The sequence below is a fragment of the Candidatus Eisenbacteria bacterium genome (assembly GCA_035712145.1).
In the GTDB taxonomy this organism is placed as follows: Bacteria; Eisenbacteria; RBG-16-71-46; order RBG-16-71-46; family RBG-16-71-46; genus DASTBI01.
Genome location: DASTBI010000127.1, coordinates 1 through 18,491 on the forward strand (window position 1 = coordinate 1; position 18,491 = coordinate 18,491).

Sequence of the window (18,491 nt, forward strand, 5' to 3'; positions counted from 1 at the left end):
CTGCTGCTGGAGGCCCATCCCAACACGCCTGCGAATGGAGTGCGGGACCGCCTGCAGAACAGCGCGGATGCGCGCGGTCTGTCGCCGGCGAACCCCGGCTTCCTGAACGCGGTCAACCGGCAGGGCGCCGGCATGCTCGACATCCCGGGCATGATCACCGCCAACACCGTCGTCCAGCCGGGCAAGATCTCGCTCGGCGAGACCTCGGGGAACCCGGTGGTCGCGTCGCTCACGATCATCAACAACAGCGACCACACGATCAGCTACAACCTCGGACATTCGCCCGCTCTCGCGACCGGGCAGAACGTCGCGCAGGCGAACGGCCTGTTCGGGGTGCCGCTCTTCAACGCGCCGAGCACGGTGTCGTTCAGCGTGAACCCGGTGGTCGTTCCGGCCGGCGGAAGTGCTTCGGTCGACGTCACGGTGACGGCGAACGCGGGTCTTGCGGATCGCAGCGTGTTCACCGGCTACATCGACGTGACGCCCGACGACGGCAGCGCCGACTACAGCGTTCCCTACACGGGACTGAAGGGTGACTACCAGTCGATCGCGGCGCTCACGCCGACGCCGTTCGGGTTCCCGTGGCTGGCGAAGCGCTCGGGCACGACGATCACCAACCAGCCTGCCGGCGCCTCGTACGTGATGTCGGGGCAGGACTTCCCGGTGTTCGCGTTCCATCTGGATCACCAGGTCTCGATCTTCCGCATGGAGGCCTTCAACTCGGTGACCGGACAGTCGAAGCACCTCATCACGAACATCAAGAACCTGTCGCGGAACGCCGCGGCCAGCTCCAACGCCAGCGGATTCGGCTTCTTCTTCACGATCACGTGGGATGGCTCGACGGTGAAGGGCAACCACGACCCCGAGATGCTGCCGAACGGCACCTACGTGGCGAAGATCACGGTCGTGAAGGCGCTGGGTGACGAAGGCACTCCGGGTCATACCGAGACCTGGACCTCTCCGGTCATCACGATCGCGCGTCCGGACATCTCGCTCGAGGCCTTCTGGCTGTCGCAGAACTCGGTGCAGGTGGGTGATCAGGTCACGCTGTCGGCGTCGGTCAAGAACACCCGCATCGATCCGCGTCCCGCCGTCAACGTCGAATTCCTCGACAACGACGTCGTCGTCGGATCGTCGGTGATCGACCTCGGCGTGGGTGAGACGCAGATCGTCGAGGTTCCCTGGACGGTGGGCGCCGAGGCCACGCACCGGATCAAGGTGCGGGTGCCTGCGCTGCCGACCGAGGAATACACGGCGAACAACGAGATCGCGATCGACGTGAACATCGGTGAGGCGATCGTGGGTGTCGGCAACCAGGGACCGCGCGTCCTGGCCTTCGCGCCGTCCAAGCCCAATCCCTCTCGCGGCAACGTGGCGTTCGGGTTCGCGCTGCCGAAGCAGGGACCCGTCTCGCTCGAGGTGTTCGACATCTCGGGACGGCGCCTCAAGAGCTGGCGCTGGAGCAACCTCGGAGCGGGTGACCACTCCGTGGTGTGGGACGGAAGGACCGAGGCGGGTCGCTCGGCGCCGGCCGGAACGGTGCTGCTCCGGTTGAACGCGATGGGCAAGACCCTCACGCAGAAGGCGGTCCGGCTGAATTAGTCGTTTCGGACCGAGTCGTAACAGGAGAGAGGCGGCCCGGAAGGGCCGCCTCTTCTCCATGGTGGCTCAGGGCTTGTAATAAAGTTTCAGAACGTATCCGGTGGAGTACCATCGAACCGGTCACTCCCCTGCGCGCCAACCTTCGGGACCGCTCTTGCCCATGCCACCATCCCCGCTCCGCCGCGCCGCCCGCGCAGGCCTGATCTCGGCCTGCCTCATGGGGTTGGCGGGCTTTGCCTTCGCGGCGGCGCCCTCGGGCCGGTACGTTCCCGATGTCGTGATCGTCAAGTTCCGCACCGCGCTCGACTCGAGGCTCAGGTCCTCGGCGCGGCTTCGGAGTGCTTTGCCCTCGGGACTCGAGACCGCGCGGCGCATCGCCCATCGGCCGGCCAACGCCGCGGCGGTGGCGCGTGGACTGGACCGGATCTACGAGATCCGGCTGCCCAGAGGCGCCGATGTGACCCAGGTGGCGGCGAAGCTCGCCCGGCTCCCGGAGGTGGAGTACGCGGAGCCGCGCTTCCTCTATTCGACCTTCGAGACCGAGTCCGTGGCCGGCGTCATGGCGACCCCCAATGACCCGCGCTTCGGCGAGCAGGGATTCCTCAACCTCATTCAGGCGCCCGCGGCCTGGGACATCATCAAGGCCGAGGGCAATCTGCCGCTGGTGGCGGTGGTGGATGGCGGGACGATGTGGACCCATCAGGATCTGCAGCCCAACCTCTGGACCAACCCCGGCGAGATCGCCGGGAACGGCCTCGACGATGACGGCAACGGGTTCATCGACGATCTTCACGGCTGGGACTTCCTCGCCAATGATCCCGACCCGCGCGGCTCGAGCACGACGCCGGCGAACGCCGATCACGGCACCCATACCGCGGGATTGCTCGCGGCGGTGACCAACAATCTCCTCGGCGTGGCGAGCGCCAGCTGGAACCCGCGGGTGCTCGCGGTGAATGCCTCGGCCTCGAGCGACAACTTCATCGCCTATGGATACGACGGCATCCTCTACGCGGTCGACAACGGCGCCCGGATCGTGAATCTGTCCTGGGGCGGCCCGGACTGGTCGCAGATGGGGAAGGACGTGGTCGAGTACGCCGTGTCCCAGGGCGCGCTCCTCTTCGCCGCCGCCGGCAACGCCGGCAACCAGATCCCGAACTATCCCGGCGCGTATCCCAACGTCTACGCGGTGGTCAACACCAACTGGCTCCCCGGCTCCGGCCCGGACACGCGGCGCTTCAGCTCGAGCTACGGAACCTGGGTGGATCTCGCCGCTCCGGGCTCGGACATGCTGAGCACCATGGACGCCAATCCTGGGAACACCTACGCGCTGATGAACGGCACGTCGATGGCATCACCCGTGGCGGCCGCGGTGGCCACGCTCATCAAGGCCCAGCATCCGACCTGGACGAATCTCCAGATCGGGGAGCAGCTGCGGGCGACCTGCGACAACATCGATCCCCTCAACCCCTCAGACCACTGGTACCGGCTGGGCAAGGGCCGCATCAACGCCCTGCGCGCGGTCACCGAGTCGCCGACCGCGGTCCGCATCACCGGCTTCTCCTTCGCCGACGGCGACGGCAACGGCCAGCTCAATCGCGGTGAGACGGTGACGCTGTCGCTCTCGCTGAAGAACTACCGGGCCCCGGCCGCGAACCTCAATCTCACGCTGACGAGCGCCACATCGGACATCGTGGTCGTGGACGGCAGCCAGGCGGTCGGAGCGCTGGCCGAAGGCGGCACGGTGTCGCTGCCGGCGGCCTTCTCGTTCACCGTCGCTTCGAACGCGGCGCTCGGCGGGCTCGCGGAACTGCGCGTCGGCATGACGGCGGCCGGATACAACGACTTCGAATGGATCCGGCTCCCGGTCGAGCCGGTCTACGAGACTCACGACGTGAACAAGGTCCAGGTCTCGCTCGCCGCGACCGGGAACGTGGGATGGATCGGCTTCCCGGGCGAGCCCGGAGGCGCCAAGGGGATGGGTCTCGGGTACGACGGCAGCGCCAATTGCCTCTTCGAGGGCGGGCTGCTCGTCGGCACGGATGGGACGCATGTGGCCGACGCCATTCGCACCGACAACGAGCACACGGACTTCGGCGCGCTCTATCCTCCGATACGCCGTACGCCCGGCCTGGTCTCGGCGCAGGAAACGCAGATGTCCTACATCGACGTCCCGAACCCCACCCAGCCTCTGGGAATTCGGGTCACCTCCGAGAGCCGCGCCTACACCACGAGCACGATCGACGACTTCGTCTTCCTGGGTTACCGCATCACCAACACGACCGGCGCCATCCAGAACGGCATGCGTGTGGGCCTTTTCTTCGACTGGGACATCGATGCCGAGCACTACGCCACCAACCGGGCGGACTGGGACGCGGCACGGGGCATGGGCTACGCCTTCGACACCAGCAACCCGAGCCTGCCCTACTTCGGCATCCTGGTCCTGCAGGGTGGCGCGCAGACGATCTACGCCGCGTTCCCACCCGGCAACTTCAGCGATTTCACCAAGTGGGAAGCGATGACCGGCGTGTACGGCACCAGCACCGGCCCAGGCGATGTGAGCAACATGCTCACCACCGGGCCGTTCACCGTCGCGCCCAACGACAGCGTGGCGGTGTGGTTCGCGCTCGTGGGCGGCCATACGCTCGCCGAGCTCCAGGCCAACGCCGATCAGGCGCGGGCGAAGTGGAATTCGCTGGTGGCGGCAGGCCCTCCCGAGCCGTTCTCCAACGGGATCTCGCTCGCGGAGTTGAGCCCCAATCCTTTCTCCGGTGGCACGCGGCTCGACCTCCGAATCGATCGGCCCCGCAACGTCTCGGCAAGCGTCTTCGACACGCGCGGGCGCCGGGTTCGAAGCCTCGGGAATCGCGCGTTCGCCGCCGGCTTCGCCAGCCTCGATTGGGACGGCAAGGACGACGAAGGACATGCGGTCGGCGCCGGGGTCTACTTCCTCAGCGTCGAGTCCGAAGGCCAGCGCTGGATGAAGAAGGCGATCGTTCTGCGCTGAGTCGCGACTTTCGGCAAGGCCGCTGATCCTCGGTCTGCCCAGGCCCGCTCGACGAGGGAATTGGCATTCGTGCCATCCGATGGTGCGCTATGATTTCGGCGTTCCGGGGAGGTGCGAATGCATTCCTCGTCGATTCCCGCGACCTGCGCTCGCCGCGCCATTCTCATTCCGATCACTTGCGGCCTGTTGATCGGTTTGTTCACCACGGATCTCGGTCTTGCGGCTGCTGACGCGAGTCGAGCTCACGTCCCCGACGTCTTACTGGTGAAGTTCCGGTCCACGCTCGATCACCGGCTCCGTGCGTCGGCTCGGCTGCGCGCGGCCATCCCCTCCGGACTCGAGAGGGCGCGTGCGATCTGGAATCGCAGAACCTCCGGCGCCGTGGCGGGCGGCATCGACCGCATTTACGAGATCCGCGTTCCTCGAGGGACCGACGTTGCACGGCTCGCGTCCCGACTATCCGCGCTGCCGGAAGTCGAATACGCCGAGCCGCGCTATCTCTACGCCCTCTTCGAGGGTTCGCCGCCGGGAATGATGGCGGTGCCGAACGATCCTCGTTACGCCACGGATCAGGCCTATCTCGGCCTGATCCAGGCCCCGAGCGCGTGGGACGTGCAGAAGAGCAACGCTGGTCCGCTGGTATGCGTGGTGGATGGCGGCACGAATTGGCAGCACGAAGACCTGCTCGCCAACATGTGGGCCAATCCCGGCGAGATCGCAGGGAACGGCCTGGACGACGACGGCAACGGCTTCATCGACGACATTCACGGCTGGGACTTCCTCGCCAACGATGGCGACCCTCGCGGGTCGCCGTCCACGCCCAGCAACGCCAACCACGGAACCCACACCGCCGGACTCCTGGCCGCCGTGACCCACAACGCGGTGGGGATGGCGAGCGCGAGCTGGAACCCGCGCCTGATGGCGGTGAACGCTTCTCACAGCTTCGACCAGTTCATCGCCTACGGGTTCGAGGGGATTCTCTACGCCGTCGACAACGGCGCGGCCATCGTGAGCCTCTCATGGGGCGGGGGCCAGTGGTCTCAATTCGGCAAGGACGTGATCGATTATGCCGTGGCCCACGGAGTCCTGGTGGTGGCCGCCGCAGGAAACCAGGGTCCAGGCGCTCCGCTCATTGTTTATCCCGGCGCCTATCCCAATGTCTATAGCGTGGTCAACGTCCAGCATCTGGCGCCGAACGCCGACAAGAAGCACTCGACGTCGAACTCCGGAACATGGGTGGATCTGTGCGCGCCGGGGACTTCGATTTTCAGCACCGTCGACAATGGAGTGAACAACGCGTACGCATCGTTCACCGGCACTTCGATGGCGACCCCGATCGCGGCAGCCGTGGCCGCGCTGATCAAGGCCCGGCACCCAACCTGGGACGGCCTCAAGGTGGGGGAGCAGCTGCGGGCCACCTGCGACAACATCGATGGCCTCAACTCCGGCCTGGCGTTCCAGCTTGGAAAGGGGCGGATCAACGCTCTTCGAGCGCTCACGCAATCCCCACCGTCCGTGAGGCTCACGGGTTGGACGTTCGGCGACGCCGACGGCAACGGTCAGCTGAACCGAGGCGAAACCGTGACGATGTCTCTGGACCTGCACAACTATCGGGCTTCCGCCACGAATCTTCAGCTGAGCCTGATCTCGACAACCTCCACGATCGTGGTCACGGATGGCACCGAAGCCATCGCGTCACTGGCCGAAGATGCGACCGTCTCGCTGCCCGCGGCCTTCTCGTTCGCCGTCAGCTCGAGCACCTTCATCGGCGCATCATTCCCGCTTCGGATCGGAATGTCAGCCAGCGGTGGATACACCGACTTCCAATGGATCGATGTGGTGGTCGAGCCACTGTACGAGACGCATGACATCAACCGTCTGCATGCATCGTTCACGTCGACGGGAGGGATCGGCTGGTGGGGGTTCGCGACTGAACCCGGAGGCCGGAAAGGTGAGGGCGTTCGTTTCGACGGCGGTCCGAACTGCCTCTTCGAAGGTGGATTCATGGTGGGTACCGACGCCGACCACCTGGCCGATGCCATTCGTATCCCCTTCTTCGAGGGTCCTGGCGAGAACTCGGACTTCTTCCCGAACGAGCCGCCGCCGTTCCGGCTGACGCCGGGCCTGGTCTCGGACCAGGAAATTCGCACATCATTCCGTGAGTTCCCGCAGGTCTTCGTCGGGGTGCGAGTCCAGGGGGAAACACGCGCCTTCGCTGCTCCGGCCAATCAGGACTTCATCCTCGCCGGCTACCGCGTCGTCAACACGAATACGACGGTGTTGACCGGACTGCGCGTCGGACTCTGGCTCGACTGGAACATCGACGAGAGTTATTTCGCCACGAACCGAGCCGACTGGGATGCGGCACGTGGTCTCGGATACGCGTGGGACACCACCGATCTGAGTCAGCCCTACTTCGGGGTCATGGTGCTGTCGGGCGGATCGAGCACCACATATTCGGCCTTGCCGTCGTCGAGCTACCCCAAGACGGCCAAGTGGAATGCCATGAATGGTTTGTTTGGAACCAGCAGCGGCCCCGGGGATGTTGCTCATGTTCTGGCTACCGGTCCGTTCAACGTGGCTCCAGGCGACAGCGTGGCGGTCTGGTTTGCCCTCATCGCCGGGCACAGCCTGGCCGAGCTGCAGGCGAGCGCAGACCAGGCGCGGACCTTGTGGAACTCGCTCGTGGCGGTCGAGCAGGGACCGAGTGCGGCCGGAATGTCGCTCGCGAAGCTGGCGCCCAATCCTTTCTCCGGAGGCACCCGGCTCGACCTCCGGATCGACCGGCCTCGCACCCTCGCGGCGAGCGTCTTCGACACGCGTGGACGCCGGGTTCGAAACCTCGGGAATCGCGCGTTCGGCGCCGGCTTCGCCAGCCTCGAGTGGGACGGCAAGGACGACGGAGGGCATGCGGTCGGCGCGGGAGTCTACTTCCTCAGCGTCGAGTCCGAAGGGCAGCGCTGGATGAAGAAGGCGATCGTGCTGCGCTGAGGCTCAGAGCAGCACGATGCGCGTCACCGCGCGGCGATCGCCCGCGCGCAGCTCGCAGAAGTAGATCCCTGGCGTGGCGCGCGCGCCGCCGTCGGTGCTCCGGTCCCAGCGTGCGGAGTGCTCGCCGATCCCGAGCCGGCCCTGAGCCAGCGTGCGCACCAGGCGTCCCGACGTATCGAAGATCCTCACGCTCGCCTCCGACTCCTTTTCGCCGTCTCCGGTCACGTCCGCGATGATCGGAGGCGATCCGTAGCTCGTCAGGGAATACGTCGCGGGAGCGGCGAATACTCCGCCGCCGAGACCCATGAGCACGGTGAACCCGTTTTCGAACCTGGCCGAGATGACGAGGTCCACCTTCCCGTCACCGTCGAGATCTCTGGCCGATATGTACTCGGGGGTTCCGGGCACGCCCGCGGCCGTGAACGGCGCTCGGAAGAGCGACGCCGCAGGGGCGGCGAGGGGCAGGCCGATCAGGACGGCCAGACTCGTGGCCGTGGGAAGGAGCCATCGGAAGGGCTGGGAGACGGGGAGCACGAACCCTCCAACGAGAGGGCTGAAGTGTAGACGTCTTCCTGGCCGATCAATCGATTTCCCGCCGGGTTTACCCTGCGTGGCCGCGGGTCTAGAGTACGCGGCCATGCCGGTCTCCAAGGATCTGGCCCGCGAAGTCATCGCCCGGCTCACCCAGTACGGCTCGCTCGACGTGCTGGCGCAGCGGATCGCCCCGGTGCCCCCCGAGGAGAAGGAGCTTCCGCCCGACGTCCCGCGGCCCAGCGACTGGTCCGAGGAAGCCCGAGCCCAGAGGATCGCCTTCCTCGAGGCGCGGGGCATGGAGCTGCCGAACCTTGCCGGGCGCGGCACGGCCATCGATCCCGAGACCCTCCGGGGGAACATCGAGCAGTACATCGGGATGACGCAGGTGCCGACCGGCGTCATCGGCCCGCTGAGGGTGAACGGCGTTCACGCGCACGGCGACTATTACGTGCCGCTCGCCACCACCGAGGGCACGCTGGTGGCCAGCTACCATCGCGGAGCACGTCTCGCGTCCCGTGCGGGCGGGGTCTCGGCGATCGTCACCACCGAGCAGGTGCAGCGCGCGCCCGGCTTCGTGTTCTCGCGCATCGCGGACGCCGCGGTGTTCGCCGCCTGGGCCACCACCCAGTTCGATCGCCTGCGCGAGGTCGCCGCCACGCGAACGTCGCACGGACAGCTGATCGACCTGCTGGCGCACGTCGAAGCCAACCAGGTCTATCTGATCCTCGCCTACCACACCGGCGACGCCGCCGGGCAGAACATGGTGACCTTCTGCACCGAAGCGGTGTGCGAGACCATTCTCGAGACCAGCCCGGTCAAACCGGTGTCGTGGTTCCTCGAGGCCAACATGTCCGGTGACAAGAAGGCCACCGTCCTCAGCTTCCTGCAGACCCGCGGTCGCCACGTGATGGCCGAGGTGACGCTGCCACGGCGGCTCGTCGAGCGCGGGCTCCATACCACGCCCGAGCGCATGGACGAATACTGGCGCACGAGCTTCGTCGGCGGCGCGCAGAGCGGCTCGATCGGCGTGAGCGGACACATCGCCAACGGCATCGCCGCCCTGTTCCTGGCGTGCGGCCAGGACGTGGCGTGCGTCAGCGAGGCCAGCGTCGGCATCACGCGCCTCGAGCTGACCGGCACCGGCAACCTGCACTGCGCGGTCACGCTTCCGAACCTGATCGTCGGCACCGTGGGCGGCGGCACGCGGATGCCGACCGCGCGCGAGTGTCTGCGCATCATGCGCTGCGAGGGAGCGGTCGAGAACAAGCGCCAGGCCAGCAAGTTCGCCGAGATCGCCGCGGCGGTCGCGCTGGCCGGGGAGATCTCGATCGTGGGCGCGATCTGCGCGGGAGAATTCGCCGGATCGCACCAGCGCTTGGGCCGGGCGCCCGCGGGCTGAGGCGCCGAGATCCGGCGATGAGCGCGACCCGGCGCCAGGCCGAAGCGCCGGACCGCGTGCCCGAGAACCGCGCGCCGCTTCTCCAGCGCTTCTTCGTCTACCAGGCCGAGCGGTTCCCGCTCCTCGCGCTGGTTCCGCTGATCACGCTGTTCACCTTCTCCTCGGCGGCGTACTCACGACTGGCGCGCGGAGCTTCCGGATTCGTCCCAGGGGCGGTGTTCGCGGTCGGCAGCTTCACCGCGATCACCATCTTCTTCATGCTGCGGGTGCTGGACGAGCACAAGGATGCGCCCTGGGACCAGCGCTTCCGCCCCGAGCTGCCGGTGCCGCGCGGACTGATCTCGCTCGCCGAGCTCAGGTGGATCGGCGCCGGCGTGACGGCGGCCGCGATCCTTGCCAACCTCCTGGTCGCGCCCATCCTGCTGCTCCCGCTCCTCGTCGTGGCGATGTGGGCGACGCTGATGACCAAGGAGTTCTTCGTTCCCGCCTGGCTGCGCGCCCATCCCGCGGCCTACCTGCTCACGCACATGGCGATCATGCCGCTCATCGACGGCTACACCACCGGCCTCGACTGGCTGCTGGCCGCGGAGCACCGTCCGCGCGGCCTGCTGCTGTTCCTGCTCGTGACGTTCGCGAACGGCTGCCTCATCGAGATCGGGCGAAAGATCCGGGCGCCCGAGGGCGAGCGTGAAGGCGTGGACACCTACACGCGCGCCTGGGGCGTGCGGATGGCGCCGATCGTATGGCTGTCCACTCTCGCCGCCTCGGCGCTCCTGGCATGGAGAGCCGCGGTGAACACCGGCACCGCGCGGGAGGCCCTGGTCGTGCTCGCTCTGCTGGCCGTGCCGTGCGCGTGGCCGGCGTTCCGCTTCGCGAGACGTGCCTCGGTCCCGGCGTCCCGCCACATCGATGGCGCGAGTCAGCTGTGGCCCGCCGTCACCTACCTCGTGCTGGGCGCCATGCCCTTCCTGATCCACGCCATGAGGCGGCCATGAGCGCCCCCTCCGCTGGCGTGTCGCGCTCGTGGATCCACGTTCCCGGCGGCGACCAAGCCGCGCCGGTCGAGCAGGTCGGAGGCAAGGGCCATCACCTCGAGCGGCTGCTGGCGCTGGCCCGCGGCGATGCGGGGTTCTGTGTCCCGAGCTTCGTGGTCGTGACCACAAGGGCGTACGACACCCTGGTGGGCAGCGCGCGGCCGTGGCCGGCCGACGAGGCGCAGGCTCGCGCTCGCGCGGCCGAGGTTCGAGCCGCGCCGCTTCCGCCGGAGCTCGAGCACGATCTCCCCGCCGCGCTGAAATCCTCGGGACTCGATCGGCGCCTGCTCGCGGTTCGCTCGTCGGCGGCGGCCGAGGACAGCGCGGCGCGCTCGTTCGCCGGCCAGTTCGACAGCGTGCTGGGCGTGCGCGCCGACGACGACCTCGAGGCGCTGAAGCGGGCGCTGCGGCAGGTTTGGGCTTCGGCCTTCAACGCATGGGCGGCCGCGTATGGCGCGGCCGGCGGCGCCGTGGCGCCGGTGCGCATGGCGGTGGTCATCCAGGAGATGGTGGACCCACGCGTTTCGGGGGTCGCCTTTTCCGCCGATCCGGTTTCGGGCGCTCGCCACACCGCGGTGGTGAGCGCGGTCCATGGCCTTGGGGAAGGACTGGTGAGTGGCGAGCTCGACGCCGACACCTATCGGGTGCGCTTCGCCTCCGATTCCGTCCACGTCGAGTCGAGCCTGGCTCGCAAGACCCATGCGGTCCGGCTCACCGCCTCGGGAGGAACGCAGCTCGAAGCGCTTCCCGAAGAGCGTCAGGACGCCCCCGCGCTGGGGGACGAGGAGGCGAAGCGCGTCGCCCGGGTCGCACGCCAGCTCGAGCGTGCGTTCGGATCGCCGCAGGACATCGAGTGGGCGCTCGGCGGCGCTCCCGACCGGCTGTTCGTGCTCCAGGCTCGTCCGATCACGACCCTCGGTTCCTCTCGCGTCGCGCCTCGGACCGGCGAGCGCTGGGTGTGGGACAACAGCAACATCATCGAGAGCTACAGCGGCGTCACGACGCCGCTCACCTTCACCTTCGCCCGCGAGGTCTACGAGAGCGTGTACCGCCAGTTCTGCCGCCTGATGGGGACGCCGGAAGCGCTGATCGAGTCGCACCAGCCGGTGTTCGCCAACATGCTCGGGCTGGTGCGCGGGCGCGTGTACTACAACCTGCTCAACTGGTATCGCACGCTCGCGCTGCTTCCGGGATTCCAATTCAATCGCTCGTTCATGGAGCGGATGATGGGCGTGCGGGAGGCGCTCGAGGATCCGCCGCCGCCGCCCAGCGCCGGCAATCGCCTGCGCGATCTCGCGAGTCTCACCCGCATGATCCTCCGCATGGTCCGCGAGGCCGGAAAGCTCCAACGCGAGGTCCCGGCCTTCCACGCGCGCGTCGAGAGCGCGATCGGACCGCTGCGCCACGCGGACGTGAGCGCATGGCCGGCGGCCGAGGCGCTCGCGCTCTATCACCAGCTCGAGCGCCGGCTGCTCGAGCAGTGGCGACCGCCGCTGGTCAACGACTTCTTCGCGATGGTGTTCTTCGGCGTGCTCTCGCGGCTCACCGAGCGCTGGCTTCCGGGCTCGCCGCCGACGCTGGTCAACGATCTCCTGTGCGGCGAAGGAGGCATCGTCTCGACCGAGCCGGCGCGACGAGTCATGGCGCTGGCCGGCCTGGTGCGTCAGGATCCGGAGCTCATCCAGGCCTTCGCGGCGGAGCCCGACGATCGCCAGCTGCTGGCGCGGCTCGAGCGTCTTCCCGGCGCCGAAGCGCTGGTGCGCGAGATCCATCGTTACCTGGACGACTTCGGCGATCGCTGCATGGAGGAGCTCAAGCTCGAGACGGTCACGCTCGGCGAGGATCCCGCGTTCCTGATCGCGATGATCCGCGCCTACGCCACTCGAGGCACCACCGATCCCAAAGCCGCCTGGGAGCGGGAGCGCGCCATTCGCCGCGGGGCCGAGGCCCAGGTGAAGGCAAACCTCGAGGGATGGAAGCATGCGCTCTATCAGTGGGTGCTGGTGCGGGCCAGGCGGCGCGTGCGTGACCGGGAGAATCTGCGCTTCGAGCGCACCCGTGTCTTCGGCGTGGTTCGCCGCATCGTCATTGCGCTGGGCCGCGATCTCGCGCGACAAGGGCGGATCGCCGACGCCCGTGATGTGTTCCACCTCACGCGTCACGAGCTGTTCGCGGCCTTCGAGGGCGGATCGAACGCCGACCTCCAGGCGCTGGTGCGGGAGCGGCGCGAGCGGTTCGAGTCATGGGCGCGCGAGACGCCGCCTCCCGACCGATTCGAAACCTACGGCGCCCCCGGAGCGTGGGGGCCGGATTGGATCGCGAGCGCCGAATCGGCGACGTTGGCACCTGGCGCAGGCGCCGCCGAGCTGCGCGGAACCGGATGCTGTCCCGGCGTGGTGAAGGCGCCGGTGCGGGTGGTGCGCGATCCGCGCGGGGCGCGCGACCTGGAGGGGAAGATTCTGGTGGCGGAGCGCACCGATCCAGGATGGACGCTGCTCTTTCCCGCGGTGCGGGGCCTGCTGGTGCAGCGCGGCAGCCTGCTCAGCCACTCGGCGATCGTGGCTCGAGAGATGGGACTGCCCTGCGTCGTCGGCATCCCCGGGCTGCTCGACATCCTGGAAGACGGCGAGGTCGTCGAGATGGACGGCGCCGCGGGCGTGGTGCGCCGCCAGAAGGCGACGGCCGCGTCGTGACGGCTCCCGCCGCGGCCCGCGCGCGTGCGCCGGAAGCATCCATCGGGCAGCGCGCCGCGTTCGACTTCGTCCGCTACGGCAACGTGTGGGAGGACGCCGACATCCTGTGCGAGGCGCTGGCTCCGGTCGCCCGTGGCGGCAGGCTGTGCTCGATCGCCTCCGCCGGGGACAACGCACTGGCCCTGCTGACACTGGATCCCGCGGAAGTGGTCGCCGTGGACCTGAGCGGAGCTCAGCTCGCCTGCCTGGATCTGCGCATGGCCGCCTTCCGGCGCCTCGATCATGCCGAGCGGCTCGCGTTCCTGGGAGTGACGGCTTCGGACCGCCGAGCCGAGGTGTATCGGCAGCTGCGCGGCGATCTCTCGCCGTCCGGACGCGAGTTCTGGGATGCGCACCCCGTGGCGATCACGGCGGGTCCCATCCACGCCGGCAAGTTCGAACGCTACTTCCGGCTCTTCCGCCGCTGCGTGCTGCCGCTCATCCACGGCCGGAGCACGGTGCGCGATCTCGTCCGACCCAAGTCGGTCCAGGATCAGCGCGCCTTCTACCAGTCCCGCTGGGATACGTGGCGCTGGCGGGCGCTGTTCAAGGCGTTCTTCAGCCGCGCGGTGATGGGCCGGCTGGGCCGCGACCCCGAATTCTTCGCGGGCGTCCACGGTCCGGTGGGTGAGCGCATCCTCGAGCGGACGCGCCAGGCTCTCACCGAGCTTCCGGTCTCCACCAACCCCTATCTCGTCTTCATCGTCTGCGGCACGTTCACCGCCGACGCGCTGCCGCGCTACCTGCGTCCCGAGCACGAGGCGGCGATCCGCGCCCGGCTGGATCGTCTGCGGCTGCGTCAGGGCACGGTGCAGTCGGCCGGCGGCGTGTTCGACGGATTCAATCTCTCGGACATCTTCGAGTACATGCCGATGCTGGAGCACGAGATCTGTTACGCGGACATCCTCGACCACGCGCGCCCCGGGGCGCGACTCGTCTACTGGAACATGCTGGCGCCCCGCTCGCGTCCGTCGAGTCTGGCGGCCCGCGCAGCGCCGCTCGAAGGCGAGGCCCGCGCGCTGCACGCCCGCGATCGAGCCTGGTTCTATCAGCGGCTGCACGTCGATCAGGTGAGTGGAGGAAAGGCGTGATCGCGGCGTTGCCGGCGTTCGGCACCCCGATGGGCGAAGCCGCGCGGGCGGCACTGGTCCTGTCGGCGTTCTTCGTGCTGGTGATCGCCGCCGAGCTTTGGCACCGGCGCCTCCATCCGCCGATCGAATGGACGCGCAAGCTCGTGCACTTCGGCGCCGGGCTCCTGGCGTGCGCGTTTCCGTGGTGGTTCGACTCCCCGTGGACGCTGCTGGCCGTGGCCGCGACCGGTGGCGCGCCGATCTTCGTGGCTCGCGCTCGCGGGGGGCTCCAGAGCATCTTCGGCGTCGAGCGGCGCTCCTTCGGCGACGTCTACTTCCCGATCGCCATCTTCATCCTCTTCCTGGTCGGCCGGCACACGCCGGTCTTCTACGTGGTGGCGCTGCTGACCCTGGTCGTCGCCGATGCGCTGGCCGCCGTGCTCGGCCGCGCCTACGGCAAGCACCGGTACCGGGTCACCACCGAGCAGCGAAGCCTCGAAGGATCCGCGGTGTTCCTGTTCGTCACCTTTCTGGTGGTCCATTTGCCGCTGTTGCTGGCGACCAACATCGAGCGCGGCGCGTGCGTGCTCATGGCGGCCCAGATCGCCTTGCTGGTCGGCTCGTTCGAAGCCATCGGCACTCAGGGCAGCGACAACCTGTTCGTGCCGCTCGGCGCCTATTATCTGCTTACGAAGCTCACGCCCAAGCCGCTCGAGGCGATCGTCGTCCAGATCCTGGTGCAGATGGCGATCCTGATGCTCATGCTGTGGATCTCCCGCCGCACCCGCTTCTTCTCGTTCAGCGGCGCGATTGCCGCGCACCTGATGCTGTACGCGGCGTTCAGCCTGGGCGGGCCGTCCTGGATCGTCGCTCCCGCGCTGGCGTTGACCGTGGCCATGGTGCTGGAGCAGCGGCGCGTGGCGCGCATGCGACGGCCGGCGTCGGCCGACCACGACGTCGCGGTCATCTTCTATGTGAGCGTCGTGGCGGTGCTGCTCATCTTCGCCGACAACACCTTCAGCACGGCGCTGGCGAGATCGTCGGCCCTGCGCGGGTGGCATCCGTTCCTCGGGCCCTACGTTGGCTCGCTCTCCGGGGCCATCGCGATCGTCGCCTACCTCGGCCTCGAGAGCTCCCCCCGCGTGCGCCACCGCTCGCCCGCATGGCGCGCACTCGCCAGCGGCCTGATCGGCTTCGGCGTGGTGGCGCCGCTCGGACTGTGGGCGTCACGCGGCGCGGGGCGGGTGGGCATCGAGTTCGGGACCGCCGCCGTGCTGAGCGCCGTGGCCATGCTCGTCTTTCTCGCGCTGCGCCGCGGCTTCGCCCAGCCGCCCGGGACGGGATGGAACCTGCGCTACCTCGCGCTTTCGGTGCTGGCGGCGACGCTGATCACCATGCCGCTCCACTTCCATTGGATCCAGGCCGGCGCCTGGGCGCTGCGATGAGCGCGATCAGGATCGAGTCGGCCGGCGACGCGCGGAGCTTCGAGGAGGTGCGCGAGCGGGTCGGACCGGAAGCCGCGAGCGAGGCGCCGCCTCTGCCGGGCTCCACGCTCATGGTGGCGTGGCGGGGCGATCAGCCGGTGGCCAGGCTGGCTTGCCGCGTGGCGCCCGACCTGCACGACGCTCCGGGCGCGAGTGGCATGGTGGGCTTCTACGAAGCGCTGGAGTCCGAAGCCGGCGCCACTCTGCTGCGAGCCGCGTGCGCGGCGCTCGCCGAGCGCTCGGTCGCACGCGTGCTGGGCCCGATGAACGGCAGCACGTGGGCCCGCTACCGCCTGGCGCTCCGGCCGCCCGGGGAAGCGCACGGCGACGATCCGCCGTTCCTCACCGAGCCGTGGAACCCGCCGCGCTACCCCGGGGACTTCGAGGCGGCCGGGTTCTCGGTGGTGGCCCACTACGAGAGCCGCATCGATCTGGATCTCGATGCCGATGCGGAGGATGCGGACACGCTGGAGGCGCGCGTGCGGCACGCCGGAATACGCGTGCGCGCACTCGAGCCAGGGGACTTCGATCGCGAGCTCGCGCGCCTGTTCACCCTGAGTCTCGAGTGCTTCGCCGGCAACCTCTATTACACGCCGATCGACTTCGACACCTTCCGCGCGCAATACGAGAAGATCCGGCCGCTGATCGATCCCACCCTGGTGCTCATCGCGGAGACCGACCGACGGCCGGTCGCCTTCCAGTTCGCCTTCCGCGACCCGCTCTCGCCGGATCCTTCGAAGCCGCGGGTGATCGTGAAGACGGTGGCCACGTCGCCTGCCTGCCGCGGGCTCGGTCTCGGCGGTCACATGCTCGACCTCATCCGTCGCCGGGCGCGCGAGATGGGCGCGGGCAGCGTGATCCACGCGCTCATGTACGTGCGCAACCTCTCGATGCGCATGTCGGCGCGTCACGAGACCGAGGTTTTCCGCCGCTACGCGCTCTATCAGTGGACGCCCTGAACCCCAACATCGCGGCGCGGCTCGCCGAGCCGGCGGCCCGCATTCCAGGACGCACGGCGATCGTCGACGGACGGCATGACACACGGCTCACCTTCGGCGAGCTGGCGGAGCAGGTCGCCGCCCTGGCCAACGGGATCGAGGCGCGTGGCATCGTATCCGGGGACCGCGTGCTGCTGTTCGTGCCGATGTCCGCCGACCTGTACGTGGCCCTGCTGGCGGTGCTCCACCTCGGCGCCGTGGCGGTGTTCGTGGACGCCTGGGCGGGCCGATCGCGGCTCGATGCCGCGGTCCGCGCCGCCAGACCCAAGGCCTTCATCGGCACCGCGAAATCGCACCTGCTGCGCCTCGTGAGCCCGGCGCTGCGCGCGGTGCCGCTCGCGCTGGTGGCACATTCGCCGGGCTTCACGCTGGCGCGTCTGATGAAGGGCGGCGCCGCCCGCGCTCCGGCGCAGCTCGCGGGCGACGCGCCCGCGCTCGTCACCTTCACCACCGGAAGCACAGGACGCCCCAAGGCGGCCGCACGATCGCACGGCTTCCTGTGGGCGCAGCACGAAGCGCTGGCACGCGAGCTGGCCCCGCGTCCGGACGACGTCGACATGCCCACGCTGCCGGTGTTCGTGCTCAACAACCTGGCGGCCGGCATCCCCAGCGTGCTGCCCGATTTCGACCCGCGGCGACCGGCCGACATCGATCCGCCGCGGGTGCACGCGCAGATGACCCGCGAAGGCGTCACGACGACGAGCGGGTCGCCGGCCTTCTACGAACGTCTGGCCGAATGGTGCGAAGCCCGGGGCGAGCGCCTACCGGTGCGCGCTCTGTTCACCGGCGGGGCGCCGGTGCTGCCGCCGCTGGCGCGCCGCCTGGCGGCGGTGACCGATGGAGAGGTGCACGTCGTCTACGGCAGCACCGAGGCCGAGCCGATCGCCGCCATCGAGGCTCGCGCCATGGATCGAGCCATGGCGGAGGGAAGCTCGAACGGCCTTTGCGTGGGAGCGCCCACCGAGGGGCTCCATCTCCGGCTGGTGCGGCCTCACGATGGCCCGATCGCGCTCGGAACGAACGGTTGGAGGGATTGGGACGTGGGAGCGGGGGAGGTCGGGGAAGTGCTGGTGAGCGGGGCTCACGTGTTGCCGGGCTACCTGGACGATCCTGAATCCGACCGCGCGCAGAAGGTCCGGGATGGAGACCGCGTCTGGCACCGGACCGGTGACGGAGCCTGGCTCGATCCCGAGGGGCGTCTCTGGCTGATGGGACGCGTGAAGCACCGGGTGCGTCGTGGCGGCGAGACCTGGTGGGGCACGGCTGCGGAAGTGCGCGCGCTGCGGGTCGATGGGGTGCGTCATGCCGCCTACCTCGGACTCGCGGACGACCGGCTGGGGGAGCGGGCGGTGCTGTGCGTGGAAACCACGCGGGGCGGGATGGACGAGCGACTGCGGCGCAAGCTGCGAGACGCCCTGGGCGAGTGGCCGGCGGACGAGCTGCTGGCGCTGGAGATTCCTCGCGACCCTCGACATGCCTCGAAGACCGACCTCGACCGGCTGCGGGCGGTTCTCACCGGGCGACACGGCAGCCGGTAGCTCCCATCCGGCCCTGGAGGGATCGCTCCTCCGAAACGATTCCCTTGCCGCGGCCGGGGAACCTACTTAGTCTGTCAGCCTCGTGGCGTCGCCTCCGACGTGGCG

At 68.8% G+C, this 18,491-nt stretch carries 11 protein-coding genes; 10 read left to right on the forward strand and 1 reads right to left on the reverse strand.

The window, feature by feature from the left end:
• From VFQ05_07805 to VFQ05_07815, 3 genes are all read left to right on the forward strand, one after another.
• A partial coding sequence (locus tag VFQ05_07805) for an Fn3-like domain-containing protein (protein HET9326659.1) occupies window positions 1-1,602 on the forward strand: 1,602 nt, incomplete at its 5' end.
• A gap of 160 nt (window positions 1,603-1,762) precedes the next feature.
• Window positions 1,763-4,606, forward strand: a complete 2,844-nt coding sequence (locus VFQ05_07810; GenBank protein HET9326660.1) for a S8 family serine peptidase — start codon at window positions 1,763-1,765, stop codon at window positions 4,604-4,606.
• 117 nt (window positions 4,607-4,723) lie between these two features.
• Complete coding sequence (locus tag VFQ05_07815) at window positions 4,724-7,597, forward strand: S8 family serine peptidase (GenBank protein HET9326661.1); 2,874 nt, start codon at window positions 4,724-4,726, stop codon at window positions 7,595-7,597.
• Between the two features lie 3 nt (window positions 7,598-7,600).
• On the opposite strand, the gene VFQ05_07820 is transcribed toward VFQ05_07815, so the two are convergent.
• Window positions 7,601-8,131 (reverse strand): FG-GAP-like repeat-containing protein, encoded by a 531-nt coding sequence (locus VFQ05_07820; GenBank protein HET9326662.1) that lies wholly within the window; start codon window positions 8,129-8,131, stop codon window positions 7,601-7,603.
• 103 nt (window positions 8,132-8,234) lie between these two features.
• On the opposite strand from VFQ05_07820, the gene VFQ05_07825 reads away from it, so the two are divergent.
• From VFQ05_07825 to VFQ05_07855, 7 genes are read left to right on the forward strand one after another with little or no spacing between them, the layout of a single operon-like run.
• Complete coding sequence (locus VFQ05_07825; protein HET9326663.1) at window positions 8,235-9,530, forward strand: hydroxymethylglutaryl-CoA reductase; 1,296 nt, start codon at window positions 8,235-8,237, stop codon at window positions 9,528-9,530.
• Between the two features lie 17 nt (window positions 9,531-9,547).
• On the forward strand, window positions 9,548-10,525 hold the full coding sequence (locus VFQ05_07830) for a hypothetical protein (protein ID HET9326664.1): 978 nt from the start codon (window positions 9,548-9,550) through the stop codon (window positions 10,523-10,525).
• Window positions 10,522-13,257 carry a PEP/pyruvate-binding domain-containing protein gene (locus VFQ05_07835; GenBank protein ID HET9326665.1) on the forward strand — a complete coding sequence of 912 codons (2,736 nt, stop codon included), beginning with the start codon at window positions 10,522-10,524 and terminating at the stop codon, window positions 13,255-13,257. Before VFQ05_07830 ends, VFQ05_07835 begins: the two co-directional genes overlap by 4 nt.
• Entirely contained in the window at window positions 13,254-14,387 is a 1,134-nt protein-coding gene (locus tag VFQ05_07840) for a DUF3419 family protein (GenBank protein HET9326666.1), read from the forward strand. The genes VFQ05_07835 and VFQ05_07840 overlap by 4 nt, the downstream gene beginning before the upstream one ends.
• Window positions 14,384-15,811 carry a hypothetical protein gene (locus VFQ05_07845; GenBank protein HET9326667.1) on the forward strand — a complete coding sequence of 476 codons (1,428 nt, stop codon included), beginning with the start codon at window positions 14,384-14,386 and terminating at the stop codon, window positions 15,809-15,811. Before VFQ05_07840 ends, VFQ05_07845 begins: the two co-directional genes overlap by 4 nt.
• Complete coding sequence (locus VFQ05_07850) at window positions 15,808-16,809, forward strand: GNAT family N-acetyltransferase (GenBank protein ID HET9326668.1); 1,002 nt, start codon at window positions 15,808-15,810, stop codon at window positions 16,807-16,809. The genes VFQ05_07845 and VFQ05_07850 overlap by 4 nt, the downstream gene beginning before the upstream one ends.
• A complete protein-coding gene (locus VFQ05_07855; protein ID HET9326669.1) occupies window positions 16,797-18,386 on the forward strand; it encodes an AMP-binding protein in 1,590 nt (529 codons plus the stop codon). The genes VFQ05_07850 and VFQ05_07855 overlap by 13 nt, the downstream gene beginning before the upstream one ends.
• Window positions 18,387-18,491: the final 105 nt, after the last annotated feature.